Source organism: Brevundimonas sp. (assembly GCF_030682035.1).
Taxonomy (GTDB): Bacteria; Pseudomonadota; Alphaproteobacteria; order Caulobacterales; family Caulobacteraceae; genus Brevundimonas.
This window is the reverse complement of the sequence record NZ_JAUXQZ010000031.1, coordinates 1-21,006: the sequence shown is the minus strand read 5'-3', so window position 1 is coordinate 21,006 and position 21,006 is coordinate 1. Positions and strand designations below refer to the sequence as shown.

Sequence of the window (21,006 nt, the reverse complement as noted above, 5' to 3'; positions counted from 1 at the left end):
TGCCTGCGGAGGGTCTTAACACCTCGCATCCCCGCCGGGCGTAGACTGGCGACGCCATGACCACCGCCGCCGACCCTCCGCCGGATTCCCGCAGACGACCCCGCCCCCGAACGGCAATGAGGGGCGAACTTCTGCACGGCGTCCATCAGGAGCGCGCCGATGTCGTGGTCCGCAACCTCACTGACGGCGGCGCAAAGGTCCGGCTGACCTCAACCAATGGCGTCCGCATCACGGGCCGGCTGATCCTGCGGGTCGCCTCGATGGATCGGGCATGCGTCGTGGCTTGGCAGTCCGGCGACGAGGTCGGCCTCCGGTTCGATTGAGCCGCGCCTACCAGCGCCGCCCGTTGTCGCGCCAGTAGACCCGCTCCCGCCCGTAGCGATAGTCGCGGTTGTACCCGCCGAAGCCATAGCCGCAGGGATCTTCCTCCTCGGAGAGTTCGCGGCCGATCAGGGCGCCGGCCAAGGCGCCGATGGCGGCTCCCTGCTCGCGGTTTTCGCGGCCGGCTACCGCCGCCCCGACCGCCGCGCCCAGCGCCGCCCCAGCGCCCGTCGAGAACTCCCGGTTCCGGGCATAGTCGCGCTCGCAGGCCGAGGCATAGTCGTTGCGCATCGTCGCGCACCCCGCCAGCACCAGCCCGCAGGCTGCGACAGTCGTCATCGTCAGAATGGAACGCATCACGGTATCTCCCTCGGGCCCCGCTGCTCCAACTCTTCCGCCCGCGGGAGTGTTCCAGGGAGGCCGGGAACTACCCGGCTTTGTGAGCCCGTATCGACCAGTTCCCGGCGCCGCCCGGGCGGCAAATGTGCAAACGGCGGCTCCCGAAAGAGCCGCCGTTCTTCGATCCGACCGCGAAGTCCTCTTACATGTATTGCTGACGCTCGCGTGCGATCTGGTCGCTCGTGTAGGGATCTGCGTCCGAGCGGAACTCGGTCCAGCCTGACTCGCGATAGGCTTGACCTCGGGTGGTGGCGTCCACGCCGCGGCCCGTCGACAACAGGTGCTCTATGCGCTCGGAATCGGCCTCATCAGCCCGAACGCTGACCAGAGTGCCGCCGCGCCGAACGCCTTCGGAATAGACGTGCGCCTCCTCATCTGTATGGCCAGCGTCCTTGAGTGCGCCCAGCAGGCCGCCCGTCGCGCCGCCCGCGACGGCGCCGACGACGGCGCCCACGGCGGTCGAGGCCAACCAGCCGGCTGCGACGACCGGACCAAGGCCTGGAATGGCCAGCATGCCGAGGCCGGCGAGAAGACCCGCGCCGCCGCCGAGCAACCCGCCGGTCGTTGCGCCTTTGCCCGCGCCCTCGGCCGCCTCATTCTCACCGTCGCCATCCCGGTCGCCGAGCGGCCCGTTGTCGCGGGAGGCCATCTGTTGCTTGCCGTGCCAGTCGTCTGCATTGTTGGAGACGATGCTGATTGCGTCCTGGTCGATCCCGGACTCCTGTAAGCGATTCACGGCTGCCAGAGCTTCAGTATGTGTATCGAACAGTCGAGTTACGGTCTTGGTCATGATCTTCGATCCTGATTGTGAGGATGGTTGCTGGTTTCAGTCGTAAACGCGGTAGTTACTGAGGCGTCACCGCGCCCTTGTAGTCCACGGACACCATGGCTTTGGTCCCGGCTTTGGTGCCTTCGCCCTGCCACAGGCCTTGCTCGTTCTGGGTCAAGCGGCCGATATTTGTGTAGCCGGCGCCTTCCATGGCCCCACGCGCCTGGGCCTCAGTGAAGGAGTTGGCTCCGGGGGTTTGGGTGGTTTCACCCGTCGTCGGGGTCGTATCGACGGGAGAATTCACAGGCCCTTCGGCGGCTGAGACGACGGGTCCTTCGGCGTTATCGGGTTCTCCCGGACTGCAGGCAGTAAGAATTCCGGCCGCGCATATGGCCAAGGTTATTGTTTTCATCATGAGATTGCTCCGGTCTGACGGAGAAAGAAGTGATTCAGCGCGCAATCGTTCCAGTCGTTAGGTAGCGTTGCTGTCGTCTTTGGCCAGTAGCTATGCCGTTTACTGAGAAACAGTATCGAGGACGGACGATCGAAATCGGTGCTCCGCGTGCTGTTTTCCTCAATGGGCAAAGCCGCTATGTCCGCCGAATGACCCCTCTCCACGCCCTCGCCGGTCTCGGCGACATCGCCAGCGACTATGACCTCCTGTTCTGCGACGTCTGGGGCGTGATCCACAACGGACGCGAAAGCTGGACCGAGGCCTGCGAAGCCCTGAGCCGGTTCAACCGCGACCACGGGCATGTCGTGCTGATCTCCAACTCGCCGCGCCCGGCGCCGGGCGTCGTCGTCCAGCTCGACGCCCTGGGCGTGCCGCGGGACGCCTGGCGCGCGGTGGTGACCTCAGGCGACGCCACCCGCGCCGAGCTGGCCAAACGCGCGCCAGGCCCGGCCTGGATCATTGGCCCCGACCGCGACTGGCCGCTCTATGACGGTCTCGGCCTGCAGATCGCCGAGGGCGCCGCCGACGCCGCCTTCATCTCGGTCACCGGCCCGGTCGATGACGAGGTCGAGACGCCCGAAGACTATCGCGAACGCCTCACCGCCGGCGCCGCCCGCGGCCTTGAGCTGATCTGCGCCAACCCCGACCGCGTGGTCCAGCGCGGCGACCGGCTGATCTACTGCGGCGGCTCTCTCGCCGACCTGTACGAAGGTCTCGGCGGCCGGGTGACCATGGCCGGCAAGCCCTTCGACCCGATCTACGGCCTGGCCCTCAGCGAGGGCGAGCGGCTGCTCGGCCGCCCGATCGATCGCTCGCGCGTCCTGTGCATCGGCGACGGCGTTGTCACCGACGTTCTGGGGGCCAACCGTCAGGCGCTCGACTGTCTGTTCATCGCCCAGGGCATCCATGGCGACGCCGCGCGCGGGGCCGACGGTCGCCTCGACCCGGGCCGCGCCGCCGAGCTGCTGAAGGCCGAAACCACTTACGCCCGCTACGCCGCGCTCGATCTGACGTGGTGACCCGCTCCAAATCGCGCTAAGGGCGGGCCATGATCGAAATTGTGACGAAGCACCCCTCCGGCGGCTACATCCTTGAGGAACTCCACGCCGGCATGACGGCGGAGACGCACATCCTTGTCACGGAACAGCGCATCCAGCAGTTTGCGAACGCCTCGGATGACTTCAATCCGGTTCATATGGACGAGGCCTTCGCTTCGAAAACCGCCTATCGCGGCCGGATTGCTCACGGCCTGCTGACGGCCTCGTTCGGCTCGGCCGTGGTCGGCACCATCCTGCCCGGCGCGGGGGCCATCTACCTGTCCCAGACCCTCGGCTTCCACATGCCCGTGCGTATCGGCGAGACTGTTCTGGTCCGTGTCAGCGTCAAGTCCGTCGATCCGGAAAGCGCCCGCGTCGAACTGGACTGCGAGGGCTTCGTCGACGGTAAGCTGGTCATGGACGGCGTCGCCCTGGTCCGCGTCCCCCGCCGCCGGCGCCCCGCGAAAGACTGACTTGGTCGAGATCGTCACCGACTGGCGCGACCTGCCCGAGCGGCTTCGTGGCGCCGCCGTCGCCATCGGCGCCTTTGACGGCGTGCATCGCGGCCACAAGGCGGTGATCGCCCAGGCCCGCGCCGCCGCCGACCGCCTCGGCGCACCTCTGGCCATGGTCAGTTTCGATCCCCATCCGCGCCGCTGGTTCCAGCCCGAAGCCGCCCCCTTCCGCCTGATGACCACCGCCCAGATGGCCCGAGCCTTGGCGCCGCTGGGCGTCGATCGCCTCTATCTCCTGCCCTTCGACGCCGCCATGGCCGCGATGATCGACGAGGCCTTCGCCCGTGAGGTGCTGGCGGACGGACTGGGCATCGTCCACGCCGCCATCGGCTTCGACTTCACCTACGGCAGGGGCCGCACCGGCTCGCCCGAGGGCTTGCGCCGCCACGGCGAGAGGCTGGGCTTCGGCGTCACTCTGGTTGACCGCATCGACGACCCGGACGGGCTGAAACTGTCGTCCTCAGGGGTGCGCGAGGCGCTCAAGGCCGGCGACATGCCCCGCGCCGCCGCCATTCTCGGCCGGCCCTTCGCCATCGAGGGCCAGGTCATCCACGGCGACAAGCGCGGCCGCACCATCGGCGTGCCCACCGCCAATGTGCCGATGGACGACTATATGCGGCCCGCCTATGGGGTCTACGCCACTCGCACCCGCCTGCCGGACGGCCGGGTTATCGACGGCGTCGCCAACCTCGGCGTCCGCCCCATGTTCGAGATCGACCAGCCCCTGCTCGAGGTCTGGCTTTTCGACTTCGACGGCGACCTCTACGGCCAGACGGTGGAGACTGAACTGGTCGCCTTCCTGCGCGGCGAGATGGCCTTCGACAGCCTCGGCGCCCTGAAGGTCCAAATCGAGACGGATGCGGCCGCGGCGCGGGCCGTGCTGGCTAGCTGATCGCAGTCATGAGCTGCTCCGTCAGCGGTTGACGGCCGGGAACCAGTACGTCCGAGACCTTCCACATCGGCCCCTCCTTCACCAGTTTCAGCGTCTGCCGTTTCGTCTCACCCATATTGGTGAACACCACCGCCGCCTCGGCCGCCGCCGGCCCGGCCCGGGTGACGGTCACCGAGTCGAGGGTGAAGCCCTCACTGTCCTGACAGTCGCAGACCGGGTCATAGTTCAGCGTCGGAACCTCCCCCGCAGCCTTGGCGAAGTCCGCGCCGATCATGGCGTTCAGCATCCGGTCGTAGATCGGGTCCTGCCCCGGCGCAGGGGGTTCGCCCATGCTGGCGCCCGGCGTGGCGTGGACGGCGTACAGGGCTCGCACGAATTCCTCGGGCCCGACCCGCGCCGCCTCATAGATGGCGGGACGGCCCGGCGGCAGGGCGGCGGGGGCATCGGCCGGTTCGGGCGCGGCCCCTTGAGGCGAACAGGCGGCGAGACCAGCGAACAAGGCGACGATCAGGATATGGCGCATCGGACCCCTCCCAAGGACGCCCGACTATCCCGCCGCCGCCTTCCCGTGGCAATCCCGGCTGGCGTCCGCCCCTCGCGGTCTGCTAGACCGTTTCCACCATGACCGTCCGCGTGTTTCGCCCGATTTCGATTCGTCGCCCGGCGTAGCGCCGCAGGGCCGTTGGCCCCGTGCTCGCCGGGACATCGAGACTTCGCGAACGATCACAGACGACGAGACGAGACTTCATGGCCGACGCCGCCGACACAGTAGAATCCCCCGCTCACTCCGGCGAAAGCCGGGGACGCGACTATCGCGAGACGGTCTTCCTGCCCGAGACGCCCTTTCCCATGCGCGGCGGCCTGCCGCAGAAAGAACCGGCGATCATTGAGCAATGGGGCGACCTCTATTCCGCCTTGCGCAAACAACGCCAGGCCGAGGGCGCGCCCCTCTACGTCCTGCACGACGGCCCGCCCTACGCCAACGGCGACATCCACATCGGTCATGCCCTGAACAAGACGCTGAAGGATTTCGTCGTCCGCAGCCGCTTCCTGCTCGGCCACGACGTCGACTATGTCCCCGGCTGGGACTGCCACGGCCTGCCGATCGAAAACGCGATCGAGAAACTGCACGGCCGCAATCTGCCGCGCGATGAAGTGCAGGCCAAATCGCGCGCCTTCGCCACCGAGCAGATCGCCGGCCAGATGGCGGACTTCAAACGCCTCGGTGTGCTGGGCGAATGGGACAACCCGTACCGCACGATGGACTTCGGCAACGAGGCCAACGAAATCCGCGCCCTGAAACGCATCATGGAGCGCGGTCTCGTCTACCGTGGTTTGAAGCCGGTCTACTGGTGCTTCGACTGCGGCAGCTCGCTGGCCGAGTTCGAGATCGAGTACCAGGACAAGAAGAGCACCACGCTGGATGTGGGCTTCGAATGCGCCGAGCCAGAGAAGCTGGCCGCGGCCTTCGGCCTGCCGAAGCTGGACCAGCCGGCCTATGCCGTGATCTGGACCACCACCGCCTGGACCATCCCCGCCAACCAGGCGCTCAACCTCAACCCCGAGCTCGAGTACGCACTGGTGCAGACCGAGCGCGGACTCTTGGTGTTGGCTGCCGTGCTGGTGGAGAAGTGCATGGAGCGCTACCAACTCAGCGGCAAGGTGCTGGCCACCACGCAGGGCAAAAACCTCGGCCTGATCAACTTCAAGCACCCGCTGTACGACGTCAAAGATGAAAACGGGGTCAGCGGCTACCAGCGTTTCAGCCCGGTCTACCTGGCCGACTACGCCACGGCGGAAGACGGCACCGGCCTGGTCCACTCCTCGCCCGCCTACGGCGTGGACGACTTCAACAGCTGCGTTGCCCACGGCATGGTTTTTGATGACATCCTGAACCCGGTGCAGGGTGATGGTCGCTACGCGCCCGACTTCGCCCTGTTCGGCGGCCTCAACATTTGGAAAGCGGTGCCAGTGGTCATTGAAGCGTTGAGGAACGCCGGCCGCCTGTTCGCCACCCACGACATCACGCACAGCTACCCACATTGCTGGCGCCACAAGACGCCGGTGATCTACCGTGCCGCGGCGCAATGGTTTGTGCGCATGGACGAGGGCGAGGGCGTGTTCACCAAGGACAAAGCCGCCAAGACGCTGCGCCAGCTGGCGCTGGCCGCCATCGAGGAAACCAGCTTCTTCCCCGAGAACGGCAAGGCCCGTCTGCGCGACATGATTGCCGGCCGGCCCGACTGGTGCATCTCGCGCCAGCGCAACTGGGGCGTGCCGCTGCCCTTTTTCATCCACAAGGACAGCGGCGAGCTGCACCCACGCACCATGGACATCATGGACCAGGCCGCCAGCATGGTGGAGGCCGGTGGCATCGAGGCGTGGAGCAAGGTCACGGCCGAGGAGATCCTCGGCGCGGCCGACGCCGCGCATTACACCAAGGTCAACGACATCCTGGACGTCTGGTTCGATTCCGGCACCACGCACTTCCATGTGCTGAAGAACAGCCACAAAGACCAGTCCACCTGGCCGGCCGACCTGTACCTGGAAGGGCACGACCAGCACCGCGGTTGGTTCCACAGCTCACTGCTGACCGCCTGCGCCATGTACGACCACGCGCCTTACAAGGGTCTGCTGACGCACGGCTTCACCGTGGACGGCCAGGGCCGCAAGATGAGCAAGAGCGTGGGCAATGTGGTGGCGCCGCAGCAGATCAGCGAGAAGATGGGTGCCGAGATCATCCGCCTGTGGTGCGCCGCCACCGACTACTCGGGCGACCTCGGCATCGACGACAAGATCCTGGCGCGCGTGGTGGACGGCTACCGCCGCATCCGCAACACCCTGCGTTTCCTGCTGGCCAACGTGAGCGATTTCGATCCGGTCAAGGACGCCGTGCCGGCCGATCAGCTGCTGGAGATCGACCGCTATGCGCTGGCCCGCGCGGCTGAATTACAGAACGAGATTCTGGGCCACTACGAGGTCTATGAGTTCCACCCGGTGGTGGCCAAGCTGCAGGTCTACTGCTCGGAAGACCTCGGCGCCTTCTATCTGGACGTGCTGAAGGACCGCCTCTACACCACGGCACCGAAGTCGCTGGCACGCCGCAGCGCCCAGACCGCGCTGTGGCAGATCACCCACGCCATGCTGCGCTGGATGGCGCCCTTCCTCAGCTTCACCGCTGAAGAAGCGTGGAAGGTGTTCGGTACGTCTGAATCCATCTTCATGGAAACCTATTCGGACCTCGGCACACCCAATGCCGCACTGCTGAGCAAGTGGAGCCGCATCCGCGACATCCGTGACGTGGTCAACAAGGACATCGAGGCACTGCGTGCCGACGGCAAGGTCGGCGCTTCGCTGCAGGCCGAGGTGACGCTCACCGTTGGCGCTGACGACCACGCCCTGCTGGCCAGTCTGGGGGATGACCTGAAGTTCGTCTTCATCACATCCGCTATCAAATTAGTAGCTGGAGACGACGTATCCACGAGCGTAGAGGCCTCAAAACATGCCAAATGCGAGCGCTGCTGGCACTACCGTGAGGATGTAGGCCATGATGCGACCCACCCGACACTGTGCGGCCGTTGCACCAGCAACCTGTATGGTGCCGGTGAAGAAAGAAAGGTTGCCTGATGGCCAAACCGCGTTCACACACCAGTGCCGGCATGCTGCAATGGCTCGGCCTGGCCTTCATCCTGCTGCTGGCCGACCAGTTCACCAAGGTGCTGATCCTGGGTTATTACCACCTGGGTGAGAGCACCTACGTGACGAGCTTTTTCAACGTCGTGCGGGTGCACAACAGCGGCGCGGCTTTCTCCTTCCTGGCCGGCGGCTCGGGCTGGCAGCGCTGGTTCTTCGTTGGCATCGCAGTGGCAGCGGTGATCTTCATCCTCTTCATGCTGCGTTCGCACGCCGGCCAACGGCTGTTTTCCTTCGCCCTGGCCTGCATCCTGGGCGGCGCCATCGGCAATGTGATCGACCGCCTGCTGCACGGTTATGTGATCGATTTCCTCGACTTCCACCTGCGCAACTGGCATTTCCCGGCTTTTAACGTGGCCGACAGCGCCATCACCATCGGCGCCGCCTGCCTGATCCTGGACGAACTGCTGCGCGTGCGGCGTAGCCGATAAACCGATTCCAGCGGCAGCCAGCCCCAACCCCACGCATCCAACCAGTCAGCACAGAAAAAGGCCGCAGGGATTTCTCCCTGCGGCCTTTTTTATCCCTGCGTCGGATTAACCTTTGACGGGGTAACGGTTGCTGTAAAGCTCGTTGAGCTTCTGGCCGGTACCGGCATCGACGATGTCGCCGGTGCGGCGGGCTTCGAACAGCTCCTTTTTGACTTCAGCACGGCTGCGGCTCGGTGCCGCTACCTTGGCCGGGTAACGGTTGGGATAGAGCTCGTTGAGCTTCTGGCCGGTACCGGCGTCCACGATGTCGCCCGTGTGCTGGGCTTCGGCCAACTCGGCATTGACTTCAGCGCGGCTGCGGCTCGATGCCGCCACCTTGGCCGGGTAACGGTTCGGGTAGAGCTCATTGAGCTTCTGGCCGGTACCGGCATCGACGATGTCGCCCATGCGCTGGGCTTCTTGCAGTTCGGCCTGAACCTGGGCGCGGGTCTTGCCGGTTGCCGGGTCCGCAGCCAGAGCATTGCCGGCGGCCAGTGCTGCCAGGGCCAAAGTGATCACGGTGGTGTACTTGCTGTTCATGGTGTATTTCCTTTCAAAGACAAACAATGTTTCTGGGCATGGCAGGAAATCGCTTTCTCGTCTGTCCAACCTCGATGCATCGTTATTTGTTTCGATTCATCGATGAAATGAACTTTATGACAGCTTGATTTCAAGAAAAATAGCGTTTCATTCAAATAATCATTGCCAATTCAGCAATAATTCAGCTGTACCGACAAACATCCGAAAGCGGAAACATCATGGACAGACTTCAATCCATGCGCGTTTTCCAACGCGTGGTCGAAGAAGGCAGCTTCACTGCGGCCGCCCGCGCCTTGGACATGTCGCCGGCCGTGATCACCCGGCTGGTGGCCGATCTGGAGCAGAGCCTGGGCACGCGCCTGCTGCACCGAACGACGCGCAAGCTCTCGCTGACCGAAGCAGGAAATGAATACGGCGCACGGCTGCACAGCATCCTGCAGGACATCGACGAAGCGGAAATGGCTGCCGCGGCCCACAGCAAGGAGCTGCAGGGCTCGGTGCGCGTGCTGAGCACACCGACCATGGCCTCCTACTTCATTGCGCCGAACATTGCGCATTGGCGTGAGCGCCATCCTAAGCTGATGCTGGATCTGTCGATCGACCCCCAACCCTTGGCCCGTATCGAGGCCTTCGATCTGGCCGTCGTGGCAGCGGATGAGGACTTCGATGCCAACATCGTCGCCCGTCCCCTGGGCACCAACAACCTGATCCTGTGCGCCTCAGCCGACTATGTGCAGCGCGCGGGAGAGCCCTTGGCCCCTGATGATCTGGTGCAGCACGACTACCTCAAACCTGCCCTGCTGCCGGGCCAGGACCAAAGTGGCCGCAAACTTCGGCTTGAGCTGAGCGACCCGTGCTCGGAGGCCAGCGACCCCGTGGAAGTCGCGGTGACGCCGGTGCTGCGCACGCAAAGCTTCGACGTGATGTTGCGCGCGGGCTTGAGCGGCGTCGGTTTTTTTGCCGTTTCCGAACTCATTGCCAGGCCGTACCTGAACAGCGGGCAGCTGATCCAGTTGCTGCCCGACTGGATGCTGGGCCGGGTGACCGCCTATGCCGCCCTGCCGACACGCAAATTCATGCCCGCCAAGACACGGGCGTTTCTCGACTTCCTGATCGAGCGCGCCAGCGCCGTGAACTGAGACGGCACCGGCACACGCTTACAGCGTGAGGACGGTGCAGCCGGTGGTCTTGCGCGCTTCCAGGTCGCGGTGCGCCTGCTGCACCTGCTCCAGCGGGTAGGTCTGGTCGATCTGGATCTTGACCTTGCCGCTGCTGACCATGGCAAACAGATCGTCCGCCATCGCCTGCGTGCTCTCGCGCGTCGCGATGTGGGTGAACAGCGTCGGCCGCGACACATAAAGCGAGCCCTTGGCCGCCAGCAACCCGATGTCCAGCGGCTCGACCTTGCCCGAGGCATTGCCAAAGTTGGCCGCCAGACCGAACGGCCGCAGGCAGTCGAGTGACTTGAGGAAGGTGTCCTTGCCCACCGAGTCGTACACCACCGGCACGCCCTTGCCGCCGGTGATCTCCTTCACGCGCGCCACAAAATCTTCCTTCGCGTAATTGATGGCGTAGGCGGCGCCGTTCGCCTTGGCTAGGGCGCATTTTTCGTCCGAGCCGGCCGTGCCGATGAGCTGCAGGCCCATGGCCCGGGCCCATTGACAGGCAATCAGCCCAACGCCGCCAGCCGCTGCATGGAACAGCACGAAGTCGCCCGCCTGCAACCCACCCTGCGGCTGGGTCCGGCGCAGCAGGTACTGCACCGTCAACCCCTTGAGCATCATGGCGGCGCCGGTCTCGAAAGCGATGTCGTCGGGCAGCCTGCACACGCACTTGGCCGGCATCACGCGCACTTCGCAGTAGCTGCCGGGCGGCTGACTGGCGTAGGCGGCGCGGTCACCCACCTTGAGGTGCGTGACGCCTTCGCCCACCGCCTCGACAACGCCCGAGGCCTCCATGCCGAGCTGCAAGGGCATGGGCAGCTGGTACAGGCCGGAGCGCTGGTAGGTGTCGATGAAGTTCAGGCCGACCGCCTTGTGGCGGATGCGGATCTCGCCGGGGCCGGGGTCGCCCACCGTCACCTCGACGATCTTGAGCTGCTCGGGGCCGCCGTTCTGGTCAATGCGCACGGCGCGCGATGTGATGTGTGTCATGTGATGTCTCCTGCGAAATAGCGAAAAATTCTACTGTGCTGACCCCATCATGCCGCACAGTCAAAAGACCTGTGAAGGCAACGCCCATGATGTCTTGCTACAGTGCAGGCGATGCATGCACGCCTCACCCCAGCCACCGCCCTGCTCCTCACCATTCCGCCCCTGATGTGGGCCGGCAATGCCGTCGTCGGCCGCATGGTGGGCCCGCTGGTGCCGCCGATGACGCTCAACCTGCTGCGCTGGCTGCTGGCCTTTGTCCTGCTGCTGCCACTGGCTTCCGAGGTACTGCGCCGCGACAGCGGTTTGTGGACGCATTGGCGGCGCTTCAGCGTACTGGGCCTGCTCAGTGTCGGCGCCTACAACGCACTGCAGTACCTGGCCCTGCACACCTCCACACCGATCAACGTCACGCTGGTGGCGTCCAGCATCCCGGTCTGGATGCTGGTCTTCGGCCGCCTGTTCTTCAACGCCCGGATCACGCGTCGTCAACTGCTGGGGGCCGGCCTGTCCATGAGCGGTGTGCTGCTGGTGCTCAGCCGCGGCGAGCCGGGCTCGCTGCTGCAGCTGCGGCTGGTCCCGGGCGACTTCTATGTGCTGCTGGCTGCCATGGCCTGGGCCTGGTACAGCTGGATGCTGGTGCAGCCGGCCAAGGAGCCCGCAGACATCCGCAACAACTGGGCGTCCTTCCTGATGGCGCAGATCGTGTTCGGTCTGGTCTGGTCCGCCCTCTTCACGGCCGGCGAGTGGGCACTGACCGACGCAAAAATCCTGTGGAGCTGGCCACTGGCTGGCGCACTGCTGTTTGTGGCCCTGGGGCCGGCCCTGCTGGCCTACCGCTGCTGGGGCACCGGCGTACAACGTGCCGGGCCGTCGGTGGCCGGTTTCTTCTCCAACCTCACACCGCTGTTTGCCGCCGTGCTGTCCTCGGCCCTGCTGGGCGAATTGCCGCAGGCCTACCATGGCGTGGCTTTTGCGCTGATCGTGGGCGGCATCGTGGTATCTTCCCGGCGTTGAGCATCAACCATCCTTGCTGGAATTTGCCATGAAACCTGTCGCCTTCAAGTCGCTGCTGCTGTCCACCTTCATCCTGCTGGCGGGATGCGCCACCACCTCCGGCAACAGTGCCAGCACGGGCTCGAGCTCGAGCTCGGGCAATGGCACGATGAACGACCTGATCGTCAACGCCCAGCTGCCGGCTGGCGCCAGGATCAACCACAGCCAGTCGCTGATCATGGGCTCGGGCGAGAACTGGGTCGGGCGCGTGATGCTGGAGCTCGACCAGAACCCTAACGCCGCCTACAACTTCTTTCTGGAACAGTACCCGCAGCAGGGCTGGACGCTGGTGAGCGCCGTGCGCGGCAAGACCAGCCTGCTGGTCTTCACCAAGGCCGACCGCAGCGCCACCGTCGAACTGAACGAAGGCGGCGTCATGGGTGGCTCGCAGGCCACGCTGACCGTCACGCCCAAGAGCACACTGCCGCCGGCACCGACCCCGTCGACCCAGCCGGTACGCCGCTAAACAGCTCAGCAGCAGGGGCCGGCACGCTGACAGCGGGCGCCGGCCTGACAAGCCTCAGTAGGTGCCCGGGTAGGCACCACCATCAGCCAGCACGTTCTGGCCGTTCATGTAGCCGGCGTGCTGGCTGCACAGGAAGGCGCAGATCGCGCCGAATTCCTCGGACGTCCCGAAACGCTGTGCCGGAATCGTCTTCTTGCGCGCCTCGGCCACGGCATCGATGCTCTGGCCGGTTTTCTGCGACGCCCCCACCATCGTGGCCTTCAGGCGGTCCGTGTCAAAAGCACCCGGCAGCAGGTTGTTGATGGTCACACCCCGCGCCGCCAGCTTGGGGTTGCGTGCCACGCCGGCCACAAAGCCCGTCAGACCGCTGCGCGCACCGTTGGACAGGCCCAGGATGTCGATCGGCGCTTTCACCGCGCTGGACGTGATGTTGATGATGCGGCCGAAACCACGCTCGGCCATGCCATCCACCGTGGCCTTGATCAGCTCGATCGGGGTCAGCATGTTGGCATCCACCGCCTTGATCCAGGTGTCACGATCCCAGTCGCGGAAGTCGCCGGGCGGCGGGCCGCCGGCATTGGTCACCACGATGTCGAAATCACGGCGCAGGGCGAAGATCGCCTCGCGCCCGGCCGGGGTGGTGATGTCGGTCGCCACGGCCAGCACCTCTGTGCCCCGGGCTTCGGCCTTGAGCTTGTCGGCCGCAGCCTGCAGCGCCTCGGCGCCGCGCGCCACGATCAGCACATTGACGCCTTCGCGCACCAGCGCCTGCGCGCAACCAAAACCCAGCCCCTTGCTGGCGCCGCCGACCAGCGCCCACTTGCCTGCAATTCCGAGATCCATGTCATTTCCTTTAATAGCGATTCAAGAGTGATGTGATGATAAATGTCCCTGCCGAACGCGGTGTGCCACGCATGCAAAAGCCCATACGTGGAACGCCGTGGAACCGGCTTAGCCGGGCCACTGGCGTTGCCCCCTGCAAGGGGGGTGGCGCAGCGAACGCAGGGAGCGGAGCCTGGGGGTGTTCACCTCGTTCTGCTGAAGACGAAGATGCCAGCCACCACCAGCACGGTACCAGCCGCAATCCAGGGCGTGAACGGCTCGCCCAGCAGCCACACGCCCATCAGGATGGTGGACATCGGCCCGACCATGCCGACCTGTGCCGTCAGACCGGCGCCGATGCGCTCAATCGCCATCATCACCAGCAGCACCGGCACCGCCGTGCAGGCGATGGCATTGAGCAGCGAAAGCCAGATCACCGGCATCGCCACCTCGGCCGCCGTGAGCGGCCGCAGCAGGACAAACTGCAGAATGCAAAGAAGACAGGCCACACTGGTCGCCAACCCGACCAGGCGCAGCGAGCCTAGGCGCTGCACCAGCTCGCCGCTGTAGGTCAGGTACAGCGCGTAACTGATGGCACTGATGAACACCAGCAGCGAGCCCCAGGCCACCTCACTGCCAGCCAGTGTGACCTCGCGACCGAACACCAGCAGCACGCCGGCGTAGCTGATGAGCATGCCCCACAGTTGCTTGCGCTGCACACGGCGGCCAAACAGCACCCGCCCCAGCAGCAGCACCAGGGTGGGCGTGAGATACAGGATCAAGCGCTCCAGCGACGCCGTGATGAAGGCCAGCCCGGCAAAGTCAAGAAAACTCGCCAGGTAGTAGCCGGAAAAACCCAGCCCCAACACGCCCAGCCAGTCACGCCGCTTCAGCGGCGGCTGGCCGCCACCATCCTGTCTATAGGTTGCCCACCAGACCATGGCCGCGAACAGCGGCAGCGCGAACAGCATGCGGTACATGATGAGCGTGACCGCATCGACGCCGTGGCGGTAAGCCAGCTTGACGATGATCGCCTTGCCACTGAAGGCAATGGCACCGATGACCGCGAACAACAAACCGGATGCTACGTTTTTTGTAGCGCTTCGCGCATATTTCACAAGGGCAAAGACCGAATTTCTTTCAAAACATTGAAGCCGCGGGTCAGAAGCCGGCCGCCAGCCCGTCGCGTCGCGCATCGCTGGCCGCCACATAACCCTCGACCTTCGGGTCGCCGGCGCGCCAGATGAACTGGCCGGCGCCGAAGTCCTGGTAGGAGTCGTTGATGACCTCCATGCGGTGGCCGCGCTCGGCCAGGCCCTGCACCGTGGCCTTGTCCATATTGGCCTCGACGTTGATCTCCAGCCCGGCGTTGTAGCGCCAACGCGGCGCGTCGCAGGCGGCCTGCGGGTTCTGGCCGTAGTCGAGCATGCGCACCAGCGTCTGCATGTGGCCTTGCGGCTGCATGTTGGCGCCCATCACGCCGTAGCTCATCACCGGCTGGCCATCCTTGGTGAGGAAGGCCGGGATGATGGTATGGAACGGGCGCTTGCCCGGTGCCACCAGATTGGCCGGGTTCAGGCCGTTCGCGTCCAGGCTGAAGCCGTGGCCGCGGTTCTGCAGGCTGATGCCGAAGGTCGGCTCGACACAGCCCGAGCCGAAGCCCATGTAGTTGCTCTGGATGAAGCTGACCATCATGCCGTTCTCATCCGCCGTGGTGAGGTAGATGGTGCCGCCCTTGACCGGGTTGCCGGCCTTGAAGTCCTGGGCCTTCTTCATGTCGATCAGCTTGGCACGCGAGGCCAGGTAGGCATCATCCAGCATCTGCTCGGCGGTGACCTCCATCGCCGAAGGCTCGGCCACGTAGCGGTAGACGTCGGCAAAAGCCAGCTTCATGGCTTCGATCTGCAGATGCTGCGAATCGACGCTGTCCACCGGCAGCGAACCCAGGTCGAACTTGTCGAGAATGCCCAGCGCGATCAGCGCAGCAATGCCCTGCCCGTTCGGCGGGATCTCGTGCAAGGTGTAGCCGCGGTAGTTCTTGCCGATGGGTTTGACCCATTCAGGTTTATAGGCAGCGAAGTCACTGGCCTTGATGCTGCCGCCATGCTGGGCAGAAAACTTCTCGATCGCCTGCGCGATCTCGCCGCCGTAATAGGCCTGGCCCTTGGTTTCGGCTATGGCACGCAGGCCGCGTGCGGCGGCTTTGAACTGGAACAGCTCGCCCACCTGCGGCGCCCGGCCCCAGGGCAGGAAGGCCTGCGCAAACCCCGGCAGGCCTTGCAGCTCGGGCGTGGCGGCCGCCCACTTCTGCTGCACCACCACCGGCAGCAGATAGCCGCGCTCGGCGATCTCGATCGCCGGCTCCATCAGGTCGGCAAAGGGCAGCTTGCCGAAGCGTTCGCTCATGGCGACCCAGCCCGCCACCGCCCCCGGCACGGTGACGGCATCGATGCCGCGCTTGGGCGGGTTCTTCGCATCGTCACCGTACTTGCGTTTGAAGTACTCCGGCGTCCAGCTCTGCGGCGCGCGGCCCGAGGCGTTCAGACCGTGCAGTTCCTTGCCGTCCCACAGAATGCAGAAGGCATCGCTGCCCAGGCCGTTGCTGACCGGCTCGGTGATGGTGATGGCCGCTGCCGCCGCAATGGCGGCATCAACCGCATTGCCGCCCTTGTAGAGCATGCGCAGACCGGCCTGCGCGGCCAGCGGGTGCGAGGTGGAGACGACGTTGCGCGCGAACACCGGCAGACGGGTGGAGCTGTAGGGGTTGCTGTAGTTGAAATTCATGATGCGTTCAATTCAATGCCATGCGATTTGGCGATCGGTGGGGGTTTTCATCCGTTGATGGCGGGCCTGGGAAACAGACCTGCCCAAGGCCCGAGTCTCAAGCGTCATGGCCGTCATGCCCGACGATCCTGCGGTGCAGTTTGCGCAGCGACCACCAGACGGCAAAACCGACCACCGGCACCGCCAGCGCCGCCGTGGTTTCGCCGGACAGCGGCCAGCCCAGGCTGTGCGCGCCCTTGGCCAGGTAGCTCACCAGGCCGACGATGTAGTAGGTGATGGCCGCCACCGACAGGCCCTCCACCGTGGACTGCAGCTTGAGCTGCAGGTCCTGCCGCTGGTTCATGGTGGCCAGCAGGGCCTGGCTGCTCTGCTGCTGCTCGATCTCGACGCGTGTGCGCAGCAGGTTGCTGATGCGCGAGACACGTTGCGACAGCGCGTCCTGCCGGCGTGTCACCCACTCGCAGGTGCTGCGCGCCGGTGACAGACGCCGGTCCATGAATTCGCGGATGGTCTGCATGCCGACCAGCCGGGTTTCGGTGATGTCGTCGATGCGCTTGTCGACCAGCTCGAAATAGGCGGTGCTGGCGGAAAAGCGCGAATGGGAGGCGGCGTAATGACTCTCCACCTGACCCGCCAGCCGGGTCAGCCGATCCAGCAGGCGCGGCTCGTCGTTGCGCGTGGCCGTACGGATGGATTCGGCCAGCCCGGCCAGCTCGCGCTCGGCCGAACCCAGAATGCTGGAGGCCTCGCGTGCCGCCGGCAGGCCCAGCAGGGCCGCCATGCGGTAGGTTTCGATCTCCAGCAGACGCTGCACCAATCGACCCAGGCGGCGCGGCGACATGTGCAATCCGTCCACACTCGGCGCTTTGGCATCCTCGCTGCTGGAGGCGTCGACAAACAGCAACATGCGGGAAAAGCCGTCGGCATGGATGGCAAAGTCGGTGTAGACCTCGCCGGCGCCACCGGCCACGCCGGAGGCAACCAGCGAGTCCTCGCGCAGCACATGGCGCACCAGATTGGTGGCGTCAGCCTGATCGGGCAGCGCCCACAGGTGCAGGCTGGTCAGGCACTGGCCTGGCAGCGCGGCAAACCAGTTCTGCGGCACCACCTCGATGGCAGTTTCCGGCTCGCGCTCAACGTGGTTCGACGCCGGCAGCATCCGCAGGAAGGTCCAGGAAACGAATTCGGTGTGCAGCTCCCAGCGCAGTCGAAACGCCCCGACATCCATGCGGAAATGCGTCGAGTGAGCGTCCGGCAGCGGCAGATGATGGTCGCGCAGCAGGGCCATCACATGGGCCCGGCTGGCTTCGCGCTGGGCGGCATCGCACACCATGACCACGTGGGTGATGGCCAGCGGCGTGCTCATCGCCTCGGGGGGACGGGCGTGGATCTCGTTGTGCAGCGCGATCCGTTGTGGATGCGACGGGGGGGCATTTTTCAATTGCATGGCGTCCTCTCGGCTTCATTGTGACGCATGGTCGTGTCCCGTTCCTGTCAGTACCGGGATACGCAAAAAAACGGCACCCGAAGGTGCCATTTTTCCTGTCAGACAGCGCTTTTATTCTTCGACAAAAGCCTCTTCCCGCTTGCTCTTGACTGCCGGCAACAGCACGATGATCAGGAGCAGTGCGGCAGCCGCCAGCAGACCGGCCGACAACGGACGCGTGACGAACACGCTCCAGTCACCGCGCGACAGCAGCAGGGCACGGCGCAGGTTTTCCTCCATCATCGGCCCCAGGATGAAGCCCAGCAGCAACGGTGCGGGCTCGACCCCGAGCTTGATGAAGGTGTAGCCGATGACGCCGAAGGCCGCCACCATCCAGATGTCCCAGGTGTTGTTGTTGGTCGAGTACACACCGATGGCGCAGAACAGCACGATGGCCGGAAACAGCCAGCGGTACGGCACGGTCAGCAGCTTGATCCAGATGCCGATCAGCGGCAGGTTCAGGATGATGAGCATCAGGTTGCCAAGCCACATGGAGGCGATCAGACCCCAGAACAGTTCGGGGTTGCTGGTCATGACCTGCGGGCCGGGCTGGATGTTGTGGATGGTCATGGCACCCACCATCAGCGCCATCACGGCGTTGGGCGGAATGCCCAGCGTCAGCAACGGGATGAAGGAGGTCTGCGAACCGGCGTTGTTGGCCGACTCGGGCGCCGCCACACCGCGGATGTTGCCCTTGCCGAAGGGTACTTCACCCGGCTTGAGCTTGGTCTTCTTCTCAACGGTGTAGGCGGCAAAGGCTGCCAGCAACGCGCCGCCGCCCGGCAGGATACCCAGAATGGAGCCGATGGCCGTACCGCGCAGGATGGCCGGGAACATGAGCTTCAGATCGCGGCCCGTGGGGTAGATGTTCTTGACCTTGCCGGTGAACACCTCGCGCTGGTCCTCGGGGTGCGACAGGTTGGCGATGATCTCGCCGTAACCGAACACGCCCATGGCAATGGTGATGAAGCCAATGCCGTCGGTCAGTTCGGGGATGTCAAACGAGAAACGCGCCACACCCGAGTTCACGTCGGTGCCCACCAGACCCAGCAGCAGGCCCAGCACGATCATGGCCACCGCCTTGAGCAGCGAGCCAGACGCCAGCACCACGGCACCGATCAGGCCAAGCACCATGAGCGAGAAGTACTCGGCCGGCCCGAACTTGAAAGCCACTTCGGTCAGCGGCGCGGCAAAACCGGCCAGGATCAGGGTGCCGACGCAGCCGGCAAAAAAGGAACCCAGACCGGCCGCGGACAGCGCCGGACCCGCACGCCCCTGGCGCGCCATCTGGTAGCCGTCGATCACGGTCACCACCGAGGACGACTCGCCCGGCAGGTTGACCAGAATGGCGGTGGTGGAGCCACCGTACTGGGCGCCGTAGTAGATGCCGGCCAGCATGATGAGCGCAGCCACCGGCGGCAGCGCATAGGTGGCCGGCAGCAGCATGGCAATGGTGGCAATCGGGCCGACGCCGGGCAGCACGCCGATCAGCGTGCCGAGCAGACAGCCGGCAAAGGCGTACATCAGGTTCTGCGCCGTGAAGGCAACGCCGAAGCCGATCGAGAGGTTGTTGATCAAATCCATCATGTTCTTGTTCTCCTCAGCCTGCGATGAAAGTCGGCCAGACCGGGAACTGCAGTTTCAGCAGCATGACAAAGGCCAGGTAGCTGCCCACCGCCAGGACGGCGGCCAGGACCAGCACTTCACTGAGTTTGAAACGTTCACCGGCCAGGCTGGCCACGATGGTCAGTGCAAAAATGCCGGCAATCAGACCCATGGGGGGCAGGCCGATGCTCGGCAGGCCACCGATCATGACGCCGAACAGCAGGTTGGCACCGATGATGAACGCCAGCGGCTTCCAGGCCCATTTACCGACTTTTTCACCGTCTTCGGTTTCCACGACCATGGCTTTGAACATGATCAGCCCGCCCAGAAAAGCCAAGACAATGCCCAGCATCAGCGGAAAATAGCCCGGTCCCATACGGGCACCCGTGCCCACGTTGTAGTTGGAGGCGCCCCAGGCAAACCCGACACCTACCACCGTGAACATAAGCCCGGAGAAAAAGTCTTTCTGACTCTTGATATTCACAAACAGTCTCCTAAGAGCAATTCTCAAACGTTCGATTTTGCAACGGAAAGCCCCTGCGTACGGATGTGGATTCCACCTACGCCTGGCGCGCATCGGCTCGCAAAACTTCGGGAATACCCTTGGTTTTCAGCACTTACGCACTGTCTGGGTGCATTCAGACCAGCGGGGGCGTGGCGCTCAGCACTTCGTCCAGCACAGTCAGGCCTTCGGCCACGCGCAAGGCGCCCGCCAAGCGCAGCGGACGCATGCCGTCGCTGACCGCCTGGCGCCTGAGGGCGTCGATGTTGGGTTCGCGGCTGACCCGGTCCTTGAACGCCTCGCTCACCACCAGCAGCTCATACAGGCCCATGCGCCCCAGGAAACCGGTCATGCGGCAATCGACGCAGCCCACCGGTTTGTAGGGCTTGTAGCCGCCGCTGAGTTGCCAGGGTTTCACCACTTCGGCCAGCGCCTCGCGCTTGGCTGTGTCATCCAACGCCTTGCACTGCGGGCACAGCGTGCGCACCAGGCGCTGCGCCAGCACGCCCAGCACGGTGGCGTTGATCAGATACGGCGGAATACCGAGCTCCATCAGGCGCGTGATGGCCGACGGCGCGTCGTTGGTGTGCAGGGTGGAAAACACCAGATGGCCGGTGAGTGCGGCCTGCACCGCCATCTCGGCGGTTTCCAGGTCGCGGATCTCGCCCACCATGATGATGTCCGGGTCCTGCCGCATCAGCGCACGCAGGCCCTCAGGGAAGCCGAAGTCGAGCTGCGGCTGCACCTGGGTCTGGTTGAAGGCTGGCTCGATCATCTCGATCGGATCTTCCACCGTGCTCACGTTCACCTCTTCGGTGGCGATGCGCTTCAAGGTGGAGTACAGCGTGGTGGTCTTGCCCGAGCCGGTGGGGCCGGTCACGAGGATGCGGCCGTGCGGCTGGCCGATGAGTTTGCGAAAACGCGCCAGCACATCACCCTGCATGCCCACCGATTCCAGGCTGAGCCTGCTCTCGCTTTTGTCGAGCAGGCGCAGCACGGCGCGCTCGCCGTGGGCGCTGGGCAGGGTGGACACACGCACGTCCAC

The 21,006-nt window shown here is 65.0% G+C and carries 22 protein-coding genes; 9 read left to right on the top strand and 13 right to left on the bottom strand.

The window, feature by feature from the left end; translation table 11 throughout:
- Positions 1-56: 56 nt before the first annotated feature.
- Positions 57-323, top strand: a complete 267-nt coding sequence (locus Q8K49_RS08675; RefSeq protein WP_370867756.1) for a PilZ domain-containing protein — start codon at positions 57-59, stop codon at positions 321-323.
- A 7-nt stretch (positions 324-330) separates the two neighbouring features.
- Here the strand turns inward: Q8K49_RS08675 and Q8K49_RS08670 are convergent, their stop codons facing one another.
- The 3 genes from Q8K49_RS08670 to Q8K49_RS08660 all read right to left on the bottom strand — a co-directional run bounded on the left by Q8K49_RS08670 (position 331) and on the right by Q8K49_RS08660 (position 1,793).
- Complete coding sequence (locus tag Q8K49_RS08670) at positions 331-678, bottom strand: glycine zipper 2TM domain-containing protein (protein ID WP_305305347.1); 348 nt, start codon at positions 676-678, stop codon at positions 331-333.
- A gap of 184 nt (positions 679-862) precedes the next feature.
- Positions 863-1,510 (bottom strand): hypothetical protein, encoded by a 648-nt coding sequence (locus tag Q8K49_RS08665; protein ID WP_305305346.1) that lies wholly within the window; start codon positions 1,508-1,510, stop codon positions 863-865.
- 55 nt (positions 1,511-1,565) lie between these two features.
- Positions 1,566-1,793, bottom strand: coding sequence for a hypothetical protein (locus Q8K49_RS08660; protein ID WP_305305345.1), 228 nt, complete (start codon positions 1,791-1,793; stop codon positions 1,566-1,568).
- Positions 1,794-2,092: 299 nt separating this feature from the next.
- On the opposite strand from Q8K49_RS08660, the gene Q8K49_RS08655 reads away from it, so the two are divergent.
- The 3 genes from Q8K49_RS08655 to Q8K49_RS08645 are packed head-to-tail and all read left to right on the top strand — an operon-like array spanning position 2,093 to position 4,387.
- Positions 2,093-2,962 (top strand): TIGR01459 family HAD-type hydrolase, encoded by an 870-nt coding sequence (locus Q8K49_RS08655; protein WP_305305344.1) that lies wholly within the window; start codon positions 2,093-2,095, stop codon positions 2,960-2,962.
- Between the two features lie 29 nt (positions 2,963-2,991).
- Positions 2,992-3,453: a MaoC family dehydratase gene (locus Q8K49_RS08650; protein ID WP_305305343.1), complete on the top strand. Its 462-nt coding sequence runs from the start codon at positions 2,992-2,994 to the stop codon at positions 3,451-3,453.
- Between the two features lies 1 nt (position 3,454).
- Positions 3,455-4,387 carry a bifunctional riboflavin kinase/FAD synthetase gene (locus Q8K49_RS08645; RefSeq protein ID WP_305305342.1) on the top strand — a complete coding sequence of 311 codons (933 nt, stop codon included), beginning with the start codon at positions 3,455-3,457 and terminating at the stop codon, positions 4,385-4,387.
- Here the strand turns inward: Q8K49_RS08645 and Q8K49_RS08640 are convergent.
- Positions 4,380-4,910, bottom strand: a complete 531-nt coding sequence (locus tag Q8K49_RS08640; RefSeq protein WP_305305341.1) for a DUF3828 domain-containing protein — start codon at positions 4,908-4,910, stop codon at positions 4,380-4,382. The two genes, Q8K49_RS08645 and Q8K49_RS08640, sit on opposite strands and share 8 nt — an antisense overlap.
- A 224-nt stretch (positions 4,911-5,134) precedes the next feature.
- On the opposite strand from Q8K49_RS08640, the gene ileS reads away from it, so the two are divergent.
- Positions 5,135-8,014, top strand: coding sequence for an isoleucine--tRNA ligase (ileS, locus tag Q8K49_RS08635; RefSeq protein ID WP_305305340.1), 2,880 nt, complete (start codon positions 5,135-5,137; stop codon positions 8,012-8,014).
- Positions 8,014-8,511, top strand: a complete 498-nt coding sequence (gene lspA / locus Q8K49_RS08630; protein ID WP_305305339.1) for a signal peptidase II — start codon at positions 8,014-8,016, stop codon at positions 8,509-8,511. The genes ileS and lspA overlap by 1 nt, the downstream gene beginning before the upstream one ends.
- A 105-nt stretch (positions 8,512-8,616) precedes the next feature.
- Here lspA and Q8K49_RS08625 read toward each other — a convergent pair whose 3' ends face one another.
- On the bottom strand, positions 8,617-9,090 hold the full coding sequence (locus Q8K49_RS08625) for a DUF4148 domain-containing protein (protein ID WP_305305338.1): 474 nt from the start codon (positions 9,088-9,090) through the stop codon (positions 8,617-8,619).
- A gap of 236 nt (positions 9,091-9,326) precedes the next feature.
- Between Q8K49_RS08625 and Q8K49_RS08620 the strand changes: the two genes are divergently transcribed.
- On the top strand, positions 9,327-10,229 hold the full coding sequence (locus tag Q8K49_RS08620) for a LysR family transcriptional regulator (protein WP_305305337.1): 903 nt from the start codon (positions 9,327-9,329) through the stop codon (positions 10,227-10,229).
- An 18-nt stretch (positions 10,230-10,247) separates the two neighbouring features.
- Here the strand turns inward: Q8K49_RS08620 and Q8K49_RS08615 are convergent, their stop codons facing one another.
- Positions 10,248-11,243: a quinone oxidoreductase gene (locus tag Q8K49_RS08615; RefSeq protein WP_305305336.1), complete on the bottom strand. Its 996-nt coding sequence runs from the start codon at positions 11,241-11,243 to the stop codon at positions 10,248-10,250.
- A 111-nt stretch (positions 11,244-11,354) separates the two neighbouring features.
- Here Q8K49_RS08615 and Q8K49_RS08610 point away from each other — a divergent pair, with 111 nt between their 5' ends.
- Both Q8K49_RS08610 and Q8K49_RS08605 read left to right on the top strand, forming a co-directional pair.
- Positions 11,355-12,257, top strand: coding sequence for a DMT family transporter (locus Q8K49_RS08610; RefSeq protein ID WP_305305551.1), 903 nt, complete (start codon positions 11,355-11,357; stop codon positions 12,255-12,257).
- Between the two features lie 28 nt (positions 12,258-12,285).
- A complete protein-coding gene (locus tag Q8K49_RS08605) occupies positions 12,286-12,762 on the top strand; it encodes a hypothetical protein (RefSeq protein WP_305305335.1) in 477 nt (158 codons plus the stop codon).
- 54 nt (positions 12,763-12,816) lie between these two features.
- Here the strand turns inward: Q8K49_RS08605 and Q8K49_RS08600 are convergent, their stop codons facing one another.
- The 7 genes from Q8K49_RS08600 to Q8K49_RS08570 all read right to left on the bottom strand — a co-directional run.
- On the bottom strand, positions 12,817-13,605 hold the full coding sequence (locus tag Q8K49_RS08600) for an SDR family oxidoreductase (RefSeq protein ID WP_305305334.1): 789 nt from the start codon (positions 13,603-13,605) through the stop codon (positions 12,817-12,819).
- A gap of 182 nt (positions 13,606-13,787) precedes the next feature.
- Positions 13,788-14,657: a DMT family transporter gene (locus Q8K49_RS08595; protein WP_305305333.1), complete on the bottom strand. Its 870-nt coding sequence runs from the start codon at positions 14,655-14,657 to the stop codon at positions 13,788-13,790.
- Positions 14,658-14,745: 88 nt separating this feature from the next.
- Positions 14,746-16,368: a gamma-glutamyltransferase family protein gene (locus Q8K49_RS08590; RefSeq protein ID WP_305305332.1), complete on the bottom strand. Its 1,623-nt coding sequence runs from the start codon at positions 16,366-16,368 to the stop codon at positions 14,746-14,748.
- Positions 16,369-16,465: 97 nt separating this feature from the next.
- Entirely contained in the window at positions 16,466-17,815 is a 1,350-nt protein-coding gene (locus Q8K49_RS08585; protein ID WP_305305331.1) for a DUF3422 family protein, read from the bottom strand.
- Positions 17,816-17,926: 111 nt separating this feature from the next.
- Positions 17,927-19,441 (bottom strand): tripartite tricarboxylate transporter permease, encoded by a 1,515-nt coding sequence (locus Q8K49_RS08580; protein WP_305305330.1) that lies wholly within the window; start codon positions 19,439-19,441, stop codon positions 17,927-17,929.
- 13 nt (positions 19,442-19,454) lie between these two features.
- Positions 19,455-19,943 carry a tripartite tricarboxylate transporter TctB family protein gene (locus tag Q8K49_RS08575; RefSeq protein ID WP_305305329.1) on the bottom strand — a complete coding sequence of 163 codons (489 nt, stop codon included), beginning with the start codon at positions 19,941-19,943 and terminating at the stop codon, positions 19,455-19,457.
- A gap of 154 nt (positions 19,944-20,097) precedes the next feature.
- A partial coding sequence (locus Q8K49_RS08570) for a GspE/PulE family protein (protein ID WP_305305328.1) occupies positions 20,098-21,006 on the bottom strand: 909 nt, incomplete at its 5' end.